Genomic DNA, 12,702 nt, shown 5'->3' on the forward strand with positions numbered 1-12,702 from the left:
TACCACATCCGCCCGCATTTGGGAATCAACCTGTTGTTCTAGCCCTATAAACGATTGCGGCTTCACATCAGCTCCGCCATTTCCTTCATATAAGCGGGAACGTCCAGCCCCTGGGGACAGTGAGCCGTACACTGGCCGCAGCCGATACAGGCTGACGGCTGCCTTTCTTCTGGCAGCGCGGCGAGCCGGGCCAGCCGCCAGGAGGACAGGTCTTTTTCTCCTCCGGTCCTGTATTCATTGTACGCAGCCAGCAGAAACGGAATATCCAGTTCCTGCTCTGTCAGCGCGGCGGGCTCAGAAAAGGTCTGAATATTGTCCTTTACCTGCTCCAGTTTCGACATGCCGCTTAAGATTACCGCGATTCCGGGAAGCGTACGCAGGAAGCGGAAGGCCCAGGAAGCCTGGGAAGCTTCCGGATGAAGCCGCAAAAGTGTTTCCCTTCCTTTTCCGGGCAGGTCTGCCAGCATACCTCCGTGAGCCGGTTCCATTACCATTATGGGAATGTTCTGCTCCCGGAGGATTTCATACTGTTCCCTGGCCGTTCCATGGAACCAGTCGTAATAATTCAGCTGAATCTGTACAAAATCCCAGGGGTAACGGGACAGAATCCTGCGCAGCGCCTCCGGGGAGCCATGAAAGGAAAACCCGAAATACCTGATTTTTCCCGCCTTCTTCTGCTTCAGAAAGTATTCCGGCGCTCCATGATCGAGATAGTCGGAAACCAGCTTATCCGTCATGCCATGCAGCAGATAAAAGTCAATGGAATCCAGCTGCAGACGGGAAAGCTGGTCCTCGAACTGCTTTTCAAAATCCGGTTCCGCCTGCACATTAAATTTGTCCGCCACGAAATAGGATTCCCTGGGGTATTTCTTCAACGCTCTGCCAAGGAAGGCCTCCGACTGTCCTCCATGGTAAATGTAAGCAGTGTCGTAATAATTGACGCCATGCGCCATACAGTAATCAATCAGTTCTTCTGCGGCTGCCCGGTCAATGGGTTTCGCAAATCCCTCTTCCGTCTGAGGAAGGCGCATCGCCCCCATGCCAAGCTCTGACAGACAGACGCCGTCTGCGAATTCCCTGCGGCGTACCTGTCCTTCTTTTGCTTCTTGTCTTCCTGCTTCTCTTTCTTTTCCTCTGTTTTCTGCCGTATTCATAATAAGTTTCTCCCTGACTTTCCAGTGTTCTGCAAGTTACTTGACACCCTGATTTTCTTATAGTATAACTCTAAAGTGAACTTTAGAGTCAAGACCCTGTTCCGCAGGTATAACCGAACATTTTCCATGAAAAGGGAGAACACTTATGACATATACGATAAAGGAAGTCTCCGCGCTTACCGGCCTCTCGATTCCGACTCTGCGCTATTATGATAAAGAAGGGCTTCTGCCTGACCTGCGCAGGAAAGAATCCGGATACCGTATTTTTTCAGATGAGGATCTCTATGTGCTTGAGCTGATCGAATGTTTTAAACAGTCAGGGCTCCAGATAAAAGAAATCCGCTATTTTATGACTCTGGTCAAAGAAGGGGACGCTACCCTGCAGGAACGTTTTGAAATCTTCCGCAGCCATGTGGAACGTCTGATAGAAAAAATGGAATCCCTGCAAAAAGCGCTGAAGCATTCCCAGGATACTTTGGATTATTATGAAATTGCGGCCCGAACAGGCTCTGAGGCCGCCGCCCAGAAAGAATATCAGGATTTTCTTCGGAATTCCGGACGCAGAATCTGAGGCCAGTCCTAAAAAACCGGCCAGAATCAGCCTGGCCGGTTTTTTAGGACTCTTCACAGATTTCTTTTACATATTCCAGCGGATACTGCGTTTTTGCCACAGTCTCTTCCAGAGACAGCCCGCTTTTATAAAGCCGCTTTGCCACAGCTTCCATCGGCTCTCCCACTTCTATCAGATGGCCGTCCGGATCGTAAAGGCGAATCACTCTCTGTCCCCAGCCGTGCTCCGTCAGGGGATTCAGAAAACGAATTTCCTGCGGATACAGGTTCAGCTTTTCCAGAAAGGTATCCAGCTCATTTTCTTCAAAATACAGTTCCGCATCGCTGTCGCCGCAGGTAAAAGGCTTTCCGATCAGCTTCTCCCAGACACGGGCGTCCTGAAGAACGAGACCTTCTGTCAGAATCACGTTTCCATCCAGATCCAGAATCACATCCAGGCCGAACAGATCGTGATAAAATTTCCTGGAACGTTCCACGTCCTCCACCACAAGCAGAATATTTTTCAGCTTCATAGTCCCCACCTTTTCACACAAGCTGACCCGGCAGCTTCAGCTTTTCTTTTGGCGGAAAGCTCTTATCAAACTGCTCCGTCTCTTCCTCGTCAATAAAATACCCCTCCGGCGGCCGGTAAGTGCCGGTGACGCCGTTCAGGTATCCTTCTTTCAGCTCTCTGACCAGGAAATAGGGCACTTCCGCCTCCCGGGGCTCCGCAAAGTAATGAATTCCTTTTGTGCTGGCGGTAACAAAGCCGGATTTTCCGTAAAAATCAGGATTTCCTTCAATGCAGATCGCGCCCGCTCCCAGGTCCGCTGCTTTTTTCATGGAATCATCCAGAAGAATCTTCCCATAGCCTTTCCGCTGGTATTCCGGCGCAATGCTGATGGGGCCAAAGGCCAGGATCGGAATTTTTCTTCCGTCATCGGCCTGGATCTCCGCCCGTGCATACATTATGTGTCCGATGAGCTTTCTGTCTTTTTCCATAACCAGATCCAGCTCCGGCACGAACTCTTCCCGTTCCCGGAAGCAGTGCAGTACATAGTGTTCGGTACATCCGGGACGATATACGTTCCAGAAAGCTTCCCGTGTCAGTTCCTCTGCGGCCCGATAATCAGAAGGCGCCTCCGGGCGTATGGTATAATCGCTTCCACTCATGCCTGTTCTCTCCCTTTTCCTTTTTGTGTAATTTCGTTTTATTATAGTACGAAAGCAGCGAATCCGCAATACCCGAAAAAGAGCGGTTCTGGCCTCTCGGATTCCCGGAAAAACAGCGCCCGGGCGTCATTTTTCCTATCACTTTATTGCTGCAAAATCAGTTATCTGCTATACTGTTTATACCCTCAGTTGACAAGGACACACACGCCTCCCGTCAACTGAGGATAAGATTATTGCAGCGCCAGGTTTGTTTTTCAAAAAGGGGGGATTTTATTGAAAAAAATCTTCAAAGCATTATTAAACGCTGTAGTTCTATCCGCTGTTCTTCTGAGTCTGACTGCATGCAATGACAGTTCTGCAGATGCTGCGGCTTCGGAAAAAAACGGCGCCGCGCCGTATGAACTGACAGAAGACGAGCGAGCGCTTTTGTCTGCCCTTGGCATTACAGATATGAATTCCCTGATTCTTACGTTCCGCGCGCCGGCAGGGACGGAAGAACTCATCGTAAGGCTTTACACTCTGGGGGAAGACAGAAACTGGAAAGAGGCAGACAGCGGCAAAATCTTCTTGGATGAGCAGGAAATGACAAAAGAGACAGAAGGCCTTTTTACCATGCAGGTACGAAAGGATTATTCCCTGGAATTTTGTTTTAAACTGGACGGAAGCAGCATGACTTATGAGACGGACCCTCCTGCCGGCCGGGAACCGATGGCCTGTACTAGGACTTTTCTTCCGGAATTTCAGGAAATGGAACCGAACACGGAAGTGCCTGTGGCAATTCTGTCCTACACAACCGGAAATACTGCCTACAGCTGCCGTCTTCAGGATTATTATGACACATCAAATCTCAGCCAGATGGAGCTGATTCAGGCAGTGACACTGGAATTTGCTTCTGAAGAAGCTGAATAACGAACCGAAAGCAGAAAACGGAAGCAGAAGACAGGCGGGAATGAAAAGTCTTGAAAGCCTTTCTTTCCCGCCTGTCTGTAAATCGTCAGACAAAATATGCCGATTACTGCTCCTCCAGCACCCGGTGGATATGTAAAGCCAGATACATCCGTTCCTGGCTTGTGAGCTTCTGCCGGAACTTGTCCATCACATAGATCTGAATCTTTTCCACGCACTCAAACTCCTTCTGGCAGACCGCCGAGATCTGCTCATAGAGAAGACTGGACTTCTCATCCGGGAGCTGGTTCCGGCTGACTAGGCGCTGCACAAAAAGCTGCACATGGGTCACATACCGGGAATAGGGCGTGCTGTCTTCATTGTAGGTGATGCCAAAGCTGTACTTTACAATATCCAGAATGTCGCTGACCGTACTGGCAATCAGCAGGTTCTGGCTGTTGTAAGGGTGATCGTACTGAGCATTGATGAAATGAAAGGCAATATTGCCGGCCTCATCCATAGGAACCTCCATGCCAAGCTGTTCACTCATCAGAGACACCGCGTACTCACCCACCTGAAACTCATTGGGATTGAACTTTTTCATTTCCAGCGTGTAGAAATTCTGCAGAACGATTCCCTCCCGGATCCGCCTGGCCGCAAAGGACAGGTGGTCCGTCAGAGAAAGATAAATATGATCCATCAGCTTCATTCCATAGGTTTCAATGGCATAGTCGATCACGGACTTTGCCAGCTCAAAATAGACTGCGTCCGTCTCAGCAGCCAGTCGGATGATATTCCTCGATACCACCTTGTCCTTCAGGACGAAGACCTTTTCAATCTCGCTTTCCTGAAACTGATACCCTATAGATTTATGATAACCGATTCCCTTGCCCATGAGGATGGTCTCCTGCCCCGCGTCGTCCAGGGCAAGGACCAGAGAATTGTTCAGCACTTTCACTACACGCATGTGATCACAAGCTCTCCCCGTTTGTCTTGATTACGTTCTGATACCAGTAAAAACTGTCTTTCTTAATCCGGGCCAGATCTTTCAGATCAAAATCATCCCGGTTGATATAGATAAAGCCGTAGCGCTTCCGGAAGCCCTGATGGGAGCTCAACAGGTCCATCACAGACCAGGGGCAGTAACCCATCATCTCGACGCCGTCTTCGATAGCGTCCCCAATCGCTTTGATATGGCTGCGCAGATAGTCGATCCGGTAGTCGTCATGCACGCGGCCGTCCTCAGTCAGCTCATCCGCCATGCCGAGACCATTTTCCGTAATGATCAGCGGCAGATGGTAAAGGCGGTAATACTCGTTCAGCACGATCCGGAGTCCCATGGGATCGATCTGAGCGCCGTATTCGCTGGCCTTCAGGTTTTCGTTCTTCTCGTCCCGACAGTAGCCGTACTGGTCAAAATCTACTTCGTTTCCGCGGAATACCCGGGAGCCAATGGGATGGTCCTCGTCCGCAGACAGATAGCTGGCGCAGAGCGTCCGGTAATAATTCAGGGCAATATAGTCGATCTTCGCTTTCTTCAGAATCTCCCGGTCGCCCTCTTCCATCTTCGGTACGATATTCCGCTCCTTCAGATACCGCATGTAATAGCCGGGATATTCGCCCTTCGTATACATTTCCAGGCTGTAATTGGTCTTGAACCAGTCGTTCATCTTCGCGGCCCATACATCTTCCGGCTTATTCGTCAGCGGATAGGTGCAGGTAGAGGATACGGCGGGAGCAATCATTCCGCCTTCCACCATCTCATGGCAGGCGTTCACAGCCAGCGCGTGTCCCAGGAACATATGGTAATCCATCTGAGCCCGCATCCGGTCTGCCTCCCAGTCATCCTCCACGTAGATATTCATACGGTTGTTGACACGGATCATCAGATTCTGCTCATTGATAGTCTGCCAGCATTTTACTCTGTCGCCAAAGGCCTCGAAGCAGATACGGGCGTAGCGCTCGAAGGCATAGGCGCAGTCTCTGCACTCCCAGCCATTATACTTCGTGACCAGGGCATATGGCAAGTCAAAATGATACAAAGTTACAAGAGGCTGAATTCCCTGCTCGATCAGATAGTTGATGACCTGATTGTAGAAATCAAGGCCCTTCTGGTTTACCTCTCCGTCTCCATCCGGAATGATGCGCGCCCAGGACAGGGAGAAGCGGTAAGCCTTCATGCCCATCTCTTTCATCAGATCGATATCCTCTTTCCAGTGATGGTAAAAGTCGCTGGCTACCTTGCTGTCCGCCTGCTTGTCGGAACGCTTGAAGGAATTGTAGTCGGCCACGGTCATACCCTTGCCGTCCTCATCCCATCCTCCCTCAATCTGAAATGCAGAGGAGGAAGCGCCCCAGAGAAAATTATCGGGAAAATGTTGACTCATATCCTGTTCTCCTTTTTATATGGCTGTCCGCGTACAGAAAAACCAGCTTCCATACGCGGACACGTTTCCTTTATTGTTTCTGCGGAAGATGATGCTTCCACAGGCGCTGTGCGGCCGTCCGAACCGGACCGGCCGGATTATTTCACAGCTTTGATAACAACCTGGCTCAGGTCCGCATGCTCAGCCGGAACACCTTCTACCTCAGCGAAATCTCCGGTATTGGAGATAATCACGCTGACTGTAGTGTCATGGCCTGCGGCCTTAATCTTGTCAATATCAAAGGATACAATCGGAGTGCCCTTCTTAATGGTATCTCCTTCGTTTACGTGCTTTGTAAAGCCGTCGCCGTTCATGGAAACGGTATCCATGCCGATGTGAATCAGAAGCTCTGTGCCGTCCTCCAGCTTCAGGCCGATGGCGTGGAGAGTCGGATACAGAACGGATACGGTACAGTCAGCCGGAGCTACGACCTCTCCCTTGCTGGGGAGCACTGCAATTCCCTTTCCGAGCGCGCCGGAGGCAAATACCTCATCCTGCACTTCGTCGAGGGGATAAGCCTTTCCCTCTACCGGGGAAGCGATTTCAACCTTCTCACCTGTATGCACCGGAGCGGAAACTTCCGGAGCCGGAATTCCCAGATCAGCCTCCAGAGCCTTTGCTCCGGCCGGAGCCGCGTCCACATCCTCAAAGCCTACGATGTAGGTCAGGATAGCTGCGCCAAAGAAGGCTACGCAGATACCGATGATATAAGCCAGGAACTGTCCAAGGCTCGTTCCCTCTCCATAGTAAGACATGATGGTCAGGATACCGTTGTTTGCGAAACCAGTGTTTACCGCATTTCCGATACCCATGATACCGCCGCCGACAGCTCCGGCGATAACCGCGCAGATCATGGGTTTCTTCAGACGAAGGTTACAGCCATAGATGGCGGGCTCGGTAATACCTACCAGCCATGCGGACAGGGATGCGGAAGCCGCTACCTGCTTGAGTTCTTTGCTCTTTGTCTTAAGCATAACGCCAAGCGCCGCGCCTGCCTGAGAGAAGTTCGCGGAACCGGCGAAGCACATCAGAGTGTTCGTACCGGTCATGGCCACATCGTTCAGACCGATGGGGAGCAGAGCTCTGTGCGCGCCGAAGATAACGCATACGCCCCAGAGACCGCCGACGATGATACCGCCGAGTACCGGGCTGAAGCTGTAAAGAGCTGTGTACAGCCACTGAACAAGATAACCTACATAGATTCCCACAGGTCCTACTACAACCAGCATAACCGGAACCATGATAATCAGAGACAGTCCGGGAACCAGAATCAGCTGCAGGATCTCCGGAATGATCTTCTTTAAGAGTTTCTCCAGGAAATACAGTACAATTACGCCCAGGATAATCGGGATAACCGACTCGGTATAAGCAAAAATCTTACTGGATTCTCCTACCGCGAACTCCATCTTGATAACCGGAAGACCGAAGATCGTAGATTTCGTAGCCACATCCTGTACCAGGGCGTCAATGGTCGGATGACAGATAAACGCGCCCAGAATCATGGAGATAACCGTGCTGCACTTTAACGCCTTTGCTGTAGTATAGGCCAGGAAAATCGGCATGAAATAGAAAATGACGTTGCTGGCCGTATTCATAATCACATAGGTGCTGGTCGTGGAATCAAAGCCCGGAATCTTGGCAAAAGCCGCAAGAAGACCTTTGATCAGACCTGCCGCAGCGATAGCCGGCACCAGCGGAGTGAAGATCTCAGTAATCTTCTGCAGAATCATATTTCCAAGACTCTGCTTCTGCTCGGGGATATCCACCTCGTCAGCGGAAGCCGCCACGCTGTCTCCCAGAATCGCCACCGCCGCGTCATAAATCTTCGTCACCTTCGCGCCGCAGACTACCTGGAACTGTCCGCCGGAAACCACGACGGAGATAACGCCTTCGAGATGCTCTACCACGTCCTTCTTTGCCTTGCTCTCATCCTTCAGGATAAAACGCAGACGTGTGAAACAGTGTGTAACCTGTTTTACATTTGCTTTACCGCCCACATTATCAATAATGTCCTGGGCTACCTTGTTGTAATCCATAACTCGTCTCTCCTTCTTTTCCCGCTTCAAAAAGCGTCCGCCTTTTCTCTGCTGGGAGTTCCTTACATGATGCTTTTACATCCGGCCGGGATGTCTCTTGAAAGACAGGGATACAGGAAATGGCATGAAAAAAAGACCCGACAAAAATGAATACAATCCAAGACTGCTTTCCACAATCTTTTCATCATCATTTCCATCCGATCTTGCCTGCATGACCAGTAACACGTCGTCTGTGAAATCAATATGTATCTGTCTTTCAACCTGAACATACTGTAGCACAAAACGATACAGAATGCAACAGTTTCTTAATTTTTTGTGAAAATTTTATAAATTTCATCAAAGCTTTTTGTGCAGTCTGTTTGAGCAGGGGGATTTTATCCATTCTGTCTGCTCTGCAGGATCTCCGAAAACACAGCCGGAAGCGGCGCGGTAAATGACCTGCCCGAAACCTCCGCCAGCGCTCCCGAAAGCTCCGGGAATTCCAGCCGGTACGCATGCAGAAGCTGATATTTCAGCCCAAACTCCTTCAGGAAAAGCCGGTTCAGCTCCGGCTTTCCGTATTTCGCGTCCCCGATCAGCGGATGGCCCAGAGAAGCCAGATGAGCCCGGATCTGATGGGAACGTCCGGTCAGCAGATTGATTTCCAGATAAGTGAACGTCTTTCCGAAAAGGCGGAACTGCTCAAGCGGCCGGTATTCCGTACAGATCGGAAGAGCCCCTTCTCTTTTTTCTCTCAGGATCTGTACCTGATTGGTACGTTTGTTTTTCAGAAGCCAGCCTTCCGCCCGTCTGGTTTCCGCAATGGTTCCTACGGCAATGGTGCGGTAAAACTTGTGCAGGCTCCGTGTCCGGAACAGCTCGTTCAGTTCCTGAAGACCCCGGAGGCTCTTTCCTGCTGCCACAAGGCCGCTGGTATTCCGGTCCAGGCGGCTGCAGATTCCAGGCCGGAAGCTCCGGAGCTCCTCTTCTGCGATCTGCCCGGACTCCAGCAGATATGCCGTCAGATATTCTACCAGCGACACATCGGAAGGAACGGCCTTCTGGGAAAGCAGGCCGGCAGGTTTATTAAAAAGAATCACGTGCCTGTCCTCATAGATAATCTCCGGACGCAGGTTCTCCGGAAGCTTTTCTGTAAGCTTCTGTGCGGATTTCTGCCGCGGCGGGAGCTGCCCTCCGCGTAAGGCTTCGCCGCGCGGGACTTCGCTTCCTGCCAGAGAGTTCATCCCCGGTATGCCTCTTCCCGCAGCGGAAGAAAAACCGTCTATCGTCTCATCCGCCAGAAACAGGCGGATCTCATCTCCCACCTGCAGGCTCTCGTTTCCCTGGGCCTTTTTCCCATTCAGTGTGATATTCTTTTTGCGCAGCATTTTATAGAAAAAGCTCTTTGGGGACTTGTCCATATACTTTTCCAGCAGGCGCAAAAGGCGCTGCCCGGCTTCGTTTTCTCCAACTGTTAAAAGACGCATTCGCTTTCTTCTCCTCGATTTATCCGAAAAGGTATCCTTTACAACGACAGAGACAAAATCAACTCCCGGATACACTGCTCCCGATTCATCCCCGGAAACCGCTCGTCCGGCGTAAACGGAATCTCCTCCGGATCACGCTTTGCCAGAGCATCCACCCGGTCAAGATACGTTTTCAGATCCGGAAAGATATGAACATGAATTCCGGAAATGCCGTTTTCCTTCAGCATTTTTACAATATGATCCTGCAAAGGCTTTAAATCTGTGTTTTTCATGGTCGTATAGCCCGCAATCTCATTTCCGCTGATCACCAGACTGTGGACCGGATAATTCTTCTCGTATGTGGTAAGAACAAGTTCATAAGCCCTTGTGAGCTTTCCCCCATGGGCTTCTATCTCTTCGTACAGTCCCTTTGGCATGGAACGCCGCTTCAGAAACATCAGGACGTTCACCATCTCCTTGCAGGCCGGGAGACAGCCCACAATCGCCAGAATGGTAAAATAATTCCGCTTCGTGCCTGTCGTCACATAGCCCAGCACAAAAATGGATATGGGAATCAGAAAAAACAGGAAGGTTTTTAAAATCTGGGATCTTTTATGGGCATCCGTGTAGCCCCACTCTCCCTTTCCCGGTATACGCATGACGTTTTCTCCTTTTCGTTCTTTCAGTCTGCCGCAGGCAGCGCAGGCTTACAGCAGCTTTACAGTCGTTCAATTTTACAAAAACTTCTCCCATTCGGCTTCCTTAAATCCCACGAGGACCTGTGTATCCGTCACAACGATTGGACGCTTCACCAGCATTCCGTCTGTGGCAAGAAGGGCGTACTGTTCTTCTTCGTTCATATTCGGAAGCTTCTCTTTCAGGTTCATATTCTTATAAAGCAGGCCGTTGGTATTGAAAAATTTCTTTAAGGGCAGACCGCTTTTCTGCTGCCATTCCTTCAGTTCTCCGGCAGTGGGATTCTGCTCCTTGATATGGCGCGCCTCATAGGATACCCCGTGGCTGTCCAGCCACTTTTTCGCTTTCTGGCAGGTAGAACAGGGCGGATACTGTAAAAATAAAATACTCATGGCTTTCTTCTCTCCTTTTTCATTTCATGTGTCCGGGTGCTCTGTTTTGCGGCTCTGTTTTTTCATTTAGACTTTTATATTTATTAGAGCTCTTTGTATATCTGGATTCCATAAAATCCGCATCCGGGATTTTATACCCCCAGAATCTCATGGATCTGAGGAATGGTTTTTCCTTCCTCCCGGAGAGCTTTGATATGAGCGATGCGTTCTATGGTCTTTTCCCTGGGATAACGCCTGGTCAGCTTCTCCTCTTCCTGCTCAAAGGGGAGAAAGCCTTCCTCGGTATAGAATTTCAGAGTGCTGTAACGCACTCCCGTCAGCCGCGTAAGTTCCCCGATGGTTACGTATTCGGAAGCCAGAATCGCTTCCATACTTCTCTGTCTTGACATAACCGCGCCTCCTTGTCAGGTAGCTGCGACAATCAACAGGACAAACAGGTTATCAATGTCTTCCAGTACCTTCTGAAAAGCTTTTACCTGGGGATTCTCCTTAATTTCTTTCAGCCTGGCCTTCAGCGCCTTCTTTTCATAGGCGGAAAAATACCGGGACAATTCGCCGCTTTTATCGAGAAGGGCTGTCAGCGCGATGATATCCTCGGACAGCTCGCCGTCCTCCAGAAGTTCCGCGCGGATATTCTGAATCACACGATCCAGCGCCTTTTCGTTCGGAACATAAATGGTCTTTCCGCCGAAAAGTCCGCCTCTCTCTTCTGCGGCGCAGCCAGCTTCCACCAGGGATTTGCCGACCGCGTCAACGATTTCATTGATATTCTGATCCGTAAAAGTAACAGAATTACGTTCCACAATCTTTTTAAATTTAACAGGCTGCTTCTGCTCGATATAGGAATAGACCGGCCGGAGATAACTCATCCTGTCCGGGAGATGGGTTCTTAATGAAAGCCTGTCTTTTTCCTCCCAAGAAATAATCCCGTCCAGCAGAAGCTCCAGCACACAGGCTCCTGTCAGGCACATACCCTTCTCAATGTCAAAAGACGAAATCTTTCCTTTATTGCGCAGTACACAGAGCAGATATTCCTGCGTAAGTGACAGTTCTTGCATATCGGTTTCCTCCTTACTTCTTACCGCTTATTACTTACTACTTACGATATAAAAATATCATAGAAGCCCGGCCCTGTCAACAACTTTTTTATATTTGGAAACAGTTTCATAACGCCGCAAGGAAAATGATAATTCCGGCCGCTGTGAAAAAAGGAACGCAGTATTTGCGTTCCCTCTTGAAAACTCATCCGGATTCTGTACGCGAATCTTTACAGATAAGAGCCGCCGGCCCCGGAGGGCAGAAAACCGATACGCAGAATCCTCCTTACCAGCTTCCACATTCCATTCAAAATTCCGGCATTCGCATAGCTGAGCGGCGTCCATAAAATCCCGGTCGCGAGACAGATCACAAGAATCAGCGGCGCGTATCTTCGGATTCTTGCGTAAAAACGTCCCACACCCGGCAAAAGTTCCTGCAGCACATTTGAACCGTCCAGCGGCGGAACCGGAATCAGATTAAAAGTGCCAAGTCCGATATTGATCACGGCCAGATAGTAGAACCAGATTCCGGGAATGCTGCCGTTTTTATAGAAAATCCCGAAAATCAGCATTCCAAGGAAGCCCACCAGATAATTCATGCAGGGACCTGCCAGGGAAACAAGAATGATGCCTTTTTTCCGGTTCCTGTAGTATGCCGTGTTGATCCGGACCGGTTTGGCCCAGCCCATCCGGAACAGGAGCAGGCAGAGGGTTCCCCAGAAATCCAGATGAGCAAAGGGGTTCAGCGTCAGGCGCCCTTCTCTCTCAGGTGTCGGATCTCCCAGCCTGTAGGAAACGTATCCATGGGCGAATTCATGGACTGTAATTGCAATTAAAATAGCGGGAATCGTATAAAGCAGTTCCCTTAGATATCCCATGGAAAGTAAAAATCTCATCCGTCATATACCT

General features: G+C 50.1%; 13 protein-coding genes and 1 pseudogene. 2 read left to right on the top strand and 12 right to left on the bottom strand.

Features of this window, described 5'->3' with window-relative positions:
* Positions 1–62: 62 nt before the first annotated feature.
* Positions 63–1,154, bottom strand: coding sequence for an aldo/keto reductase (locus tag B5E82_RS04845; RefSeq protein WP_206415625.1), 1,092 nt, complete (start codon positions 1,152–1,154; stop codon positions 63–65).
* 145 nt (positions 1,155–1,299) lie between these two features.
* Here B5E82_RS04845 and B5E82_RS04850 point away from each other — a divergent pair, with 145 nt between their 5' ends.
* Positions 1,300–1,725: a MerR family transcriptional regulator gene (locus tag B5E82_RS04850; RefSeq protein ID WP_087306352.1), complete on the top strand. Its 426-nt coding sequence runs from the start codon at positions 1,300–1,302 to the stop codon at positions 1,723–1,725.
* A 151-nt stretch (positions 1,726–1,876) separates the two neighbouring features.
* On the opposite strand, the pseudogene B5E82_RS04855 reads toward B5E82_RS04850, so the two are convergent.
* Both B5E82_RS04855 and B5E82_RS04860 read right to left on the bottom strand, forming a co-directional pair.
* Positions 1,877–2,236 (bottom strand): annotated as a pseudogene (locus B5E82_RS04855) (VOC family protein); the annotation flags it as partial.
* Between the two features lie 13 nt (positions 2,237–2,249).
* Positions 2,250–2,876, bottom strand: coding sequence for a GNAT family N-acetyltransferase (locus B5E82_RS04860; RefSeq protein WP_087306356.1), 627 nt, complete (start codon positions 2,874–2,876; stop codon positions 2,250–2,252).
* Positions 2,877–3,149: 273 nt separating this feature from the next.
* Between B5E82_RS04860 and B5E82_RS04865 the strand changes: the two genes are divergently transcribed.
* Positions 3,150–3,785, top strand: a complete 636-nt coding sequence (locus B5E82_RS04865) for a hypothetical protein (protein ID WP_087306359.1) — start codon at positions 3,150–3,152, stop codon at positions 3,783–3,785.
* Positions 3,786–3,888: 103 nt separating this feature from the next.
* On the opposite strand, the gene B5E82_RS04870 is transcribed toward B5E82_RS04865, so the two are convergent.
* The 9 genes from B5E82_RS04870 to B5E82_RS04910 form a co-directional block, all read right to left on the bottom strand.
* On the bottom strand, positions 3,889–4,728 hold the full coding sequence (locus B5E82_RS04870) for a PRD domain-containing protein (protein WP_087306361.1): 840 nt from the start codon (positions 4,726–4,728) through the stop codon (positions 3,889–3,891).
* A 4-nt stretch (positions 4,729–4,732) separates the two neighbouring features.
* Positions 4,733–6,148, bottom strand: a complete 1,416-nt coding sequence (locus B5E82_RS04875; protein ID WP_087306363.1) for a glycoside hydrolase family 1 protein — start codon at positions 6,146–6,148, stop codon at positions 4,733–4,735.
* 137 nt (positions 6,149–6,285) lie between these two features.
* A complete protein-coding gene (locus B5E82_RS04880; RefSeq protein ID WP_087306365.1) occupies positions 6,286–8,223 on the bottom strand; it encodes a beta-glucoside-specific PTS transporter subunit IIABC in 1,938 nt (645 codons plus the stop codon).
* Between the two features lie 374 nt (positions 8,224–8,597).
* The gene (locus B5E82_RS04885) at positions 8,598–9,689 is read right to left on the bottom strand and encodes an RluA family pseudouridine synthase (RefSeq protein ID WP_087306367.1); all 1,092 of its coding nucleotides are present in this window, start codon (positions 9,687–9,689) and stop codon (positions 8,598–8,600) included.
* A 38-nt stretch (positions 9,690–9,727) separates the two neighbouring features.
* The gene (locus B5E82_RS04890) at positions 9,728–10,327 is read right to left on the bottom strand and encodes a hypothetical protein (RefSeq protein WP_087306370.1); all 600 of its coding nucleotides are present in this window, start codon (positions 10,325–10,327) and stop codon (positions 9,728–9,730) included.
* Between the two features lie 75 nt (positions 10,328–10,402).
* On the bottom strand, positions 10,403–10,756 hold the full coding sequence (locus B5E82_RS04895; protein WP_087306372.1) for an arsenate reductase family protein: 354 nt from the start codon (positions 10,754–10,756) through the stop codon (positions 10,403–10,405).
* Between the two features lie 131 nt (positions 10,757–10,887).
* A complete protein-coding gene (locus B5E82_RS04900) occupies positions 10,888–11,145 on the bottom strand; it encodes a helix-turn-helix domain-containing protein (protein WP_087306374.1) in 258 nt (85 codons plus the stop codon).
* A 15-nt stretch (positions 11,146–11,160) separates the two neighbouring features.
* Positions 11,161–11,814, bottom strand: a complete 654-nt coding sequence (locus tag B5E82_RS04905; RefSeq protein ID WP_087306376.1) for a GOLPH3/VPS74 family protein — start codon at positions 11,812–11,814, stop codon at positions 11,161–11,163.
* A 209-nt stretch (positions 11,815–12,023) separates the two neighbouring features.
* Complete coding sequence (locus tag B5E82_RS04910) at positions 12,024–12,689, bottom strand: site-2 protease family protein (RefSeq protein ID WP_242966248.1); 666 nt, start codon at positions 12,687–12,689, stop codon at positions 12,024–12,026.
* Positions 12,690–12,702: the final 13 nt, after the last annotated feature.

This window comes from Lachnoclostridium sp. An138 (assembly GCF_002160765.1).
Classification (GTDB): domain Bacteria; phylum Bacillota; class Clostridia; order Lachnospirales; family Lachnospiraceae; genus Laedolimicola; species Laedolimicola faecalis.

What these genes read in the sequence shown, in the direction of transcription:
- B5E82_RS04875 (WP_087306363.1), bottom strand. Translation starts at nt 6,148, where the DNA reads ATGAGTCAACATTTTCCCGATAATTTTCTCTGGGGCGCTTCCTCCTCT.
- B5E82_RS04885 (WP_087306367.1), bottom strand. Translation starts at nt 9,689, where the DNA reads ATGCGTCTTTTAACAGTTGGAGAAAACGAAGCCGGGCAGCGCCTTTTG.
- B5E82_RS04905 (WP_087306376.1), bottom strand. Translation starts at nt 11,814, where the DNA reads ATGCAAGAACTGTCACTTACGCAGGAATATCTGCTCTGTGTACTGCGC.
- B5E82_RS04910 (WP_242966248.1), bottom strand. Translation starts at nt 12,689, where the DNA reads ATGAGATTTTTACTTTCCATGGGATATCTAAGGGAACTGCTTTATACG.
- B5E82_RS04895 (WP_087306372.1), bottom strand. Translation starts at nt 10,756, where the DNA reads ATGAGTATTTTATTTTTACAGTATCCGCCCTGTTCTACCTGCCAGAAA.
- B5E82_RS04850 (WP_087306352.1), top strand. Translation starts at nt 1,300, where the DNA reads ATGACATATACGATAAAGGAAGTCTCCGCGCTTACCGGCCTCTCGATT.
- B5E82_RS04860 (WP_087306356.1), bottom strand. Translation starts at nt 2,876, where the DNA reads ATGAGTGGAAGCGATTATACCATACGCCCGGAGGCGCCTTCTGATTAT.
- B5E82_RS04880 (WP_087306365.1), bottom strand. Translation starts at nt 8,223, where the DNA reads ATGGATTACAACAAGGTAGCCCAGGACATTATTGATAATGTGGGCGGT.
- B5E82_RS04845 (WP_206415625.1), bottom strand. Translation starts at nt 1,154, where the DNA reads ATGAATACGGCAGAAAACAGAGGAAAAGAAAGAGAAGCAGGAAGACAA.
- B5E82_RS04890 (WP_087306370.1), bottom strand. Translation starts at nt 10,327, where the DNA reads ATGCGTATACCGGGAAAGGGAGAGTGGGGCTACACGGATGCCCATAAA.
- B5E82_RS04900 (WP_087306374.1), bottom strand. Translation starts at nt 11,145, where the DNA reads ATGTCAAGACAGAGAAGTATGGAAGCGATTCTGGCTTCCGAATACGTA.
- B5E82_RS04870 (WP_087306361.1), bottom strand. Translation starts at nt 4,728, where the DNA reads ATGCGTGTAGTGAAAGTGCTGAACAATTCTCTGGTCCTTGCCCTGGAC.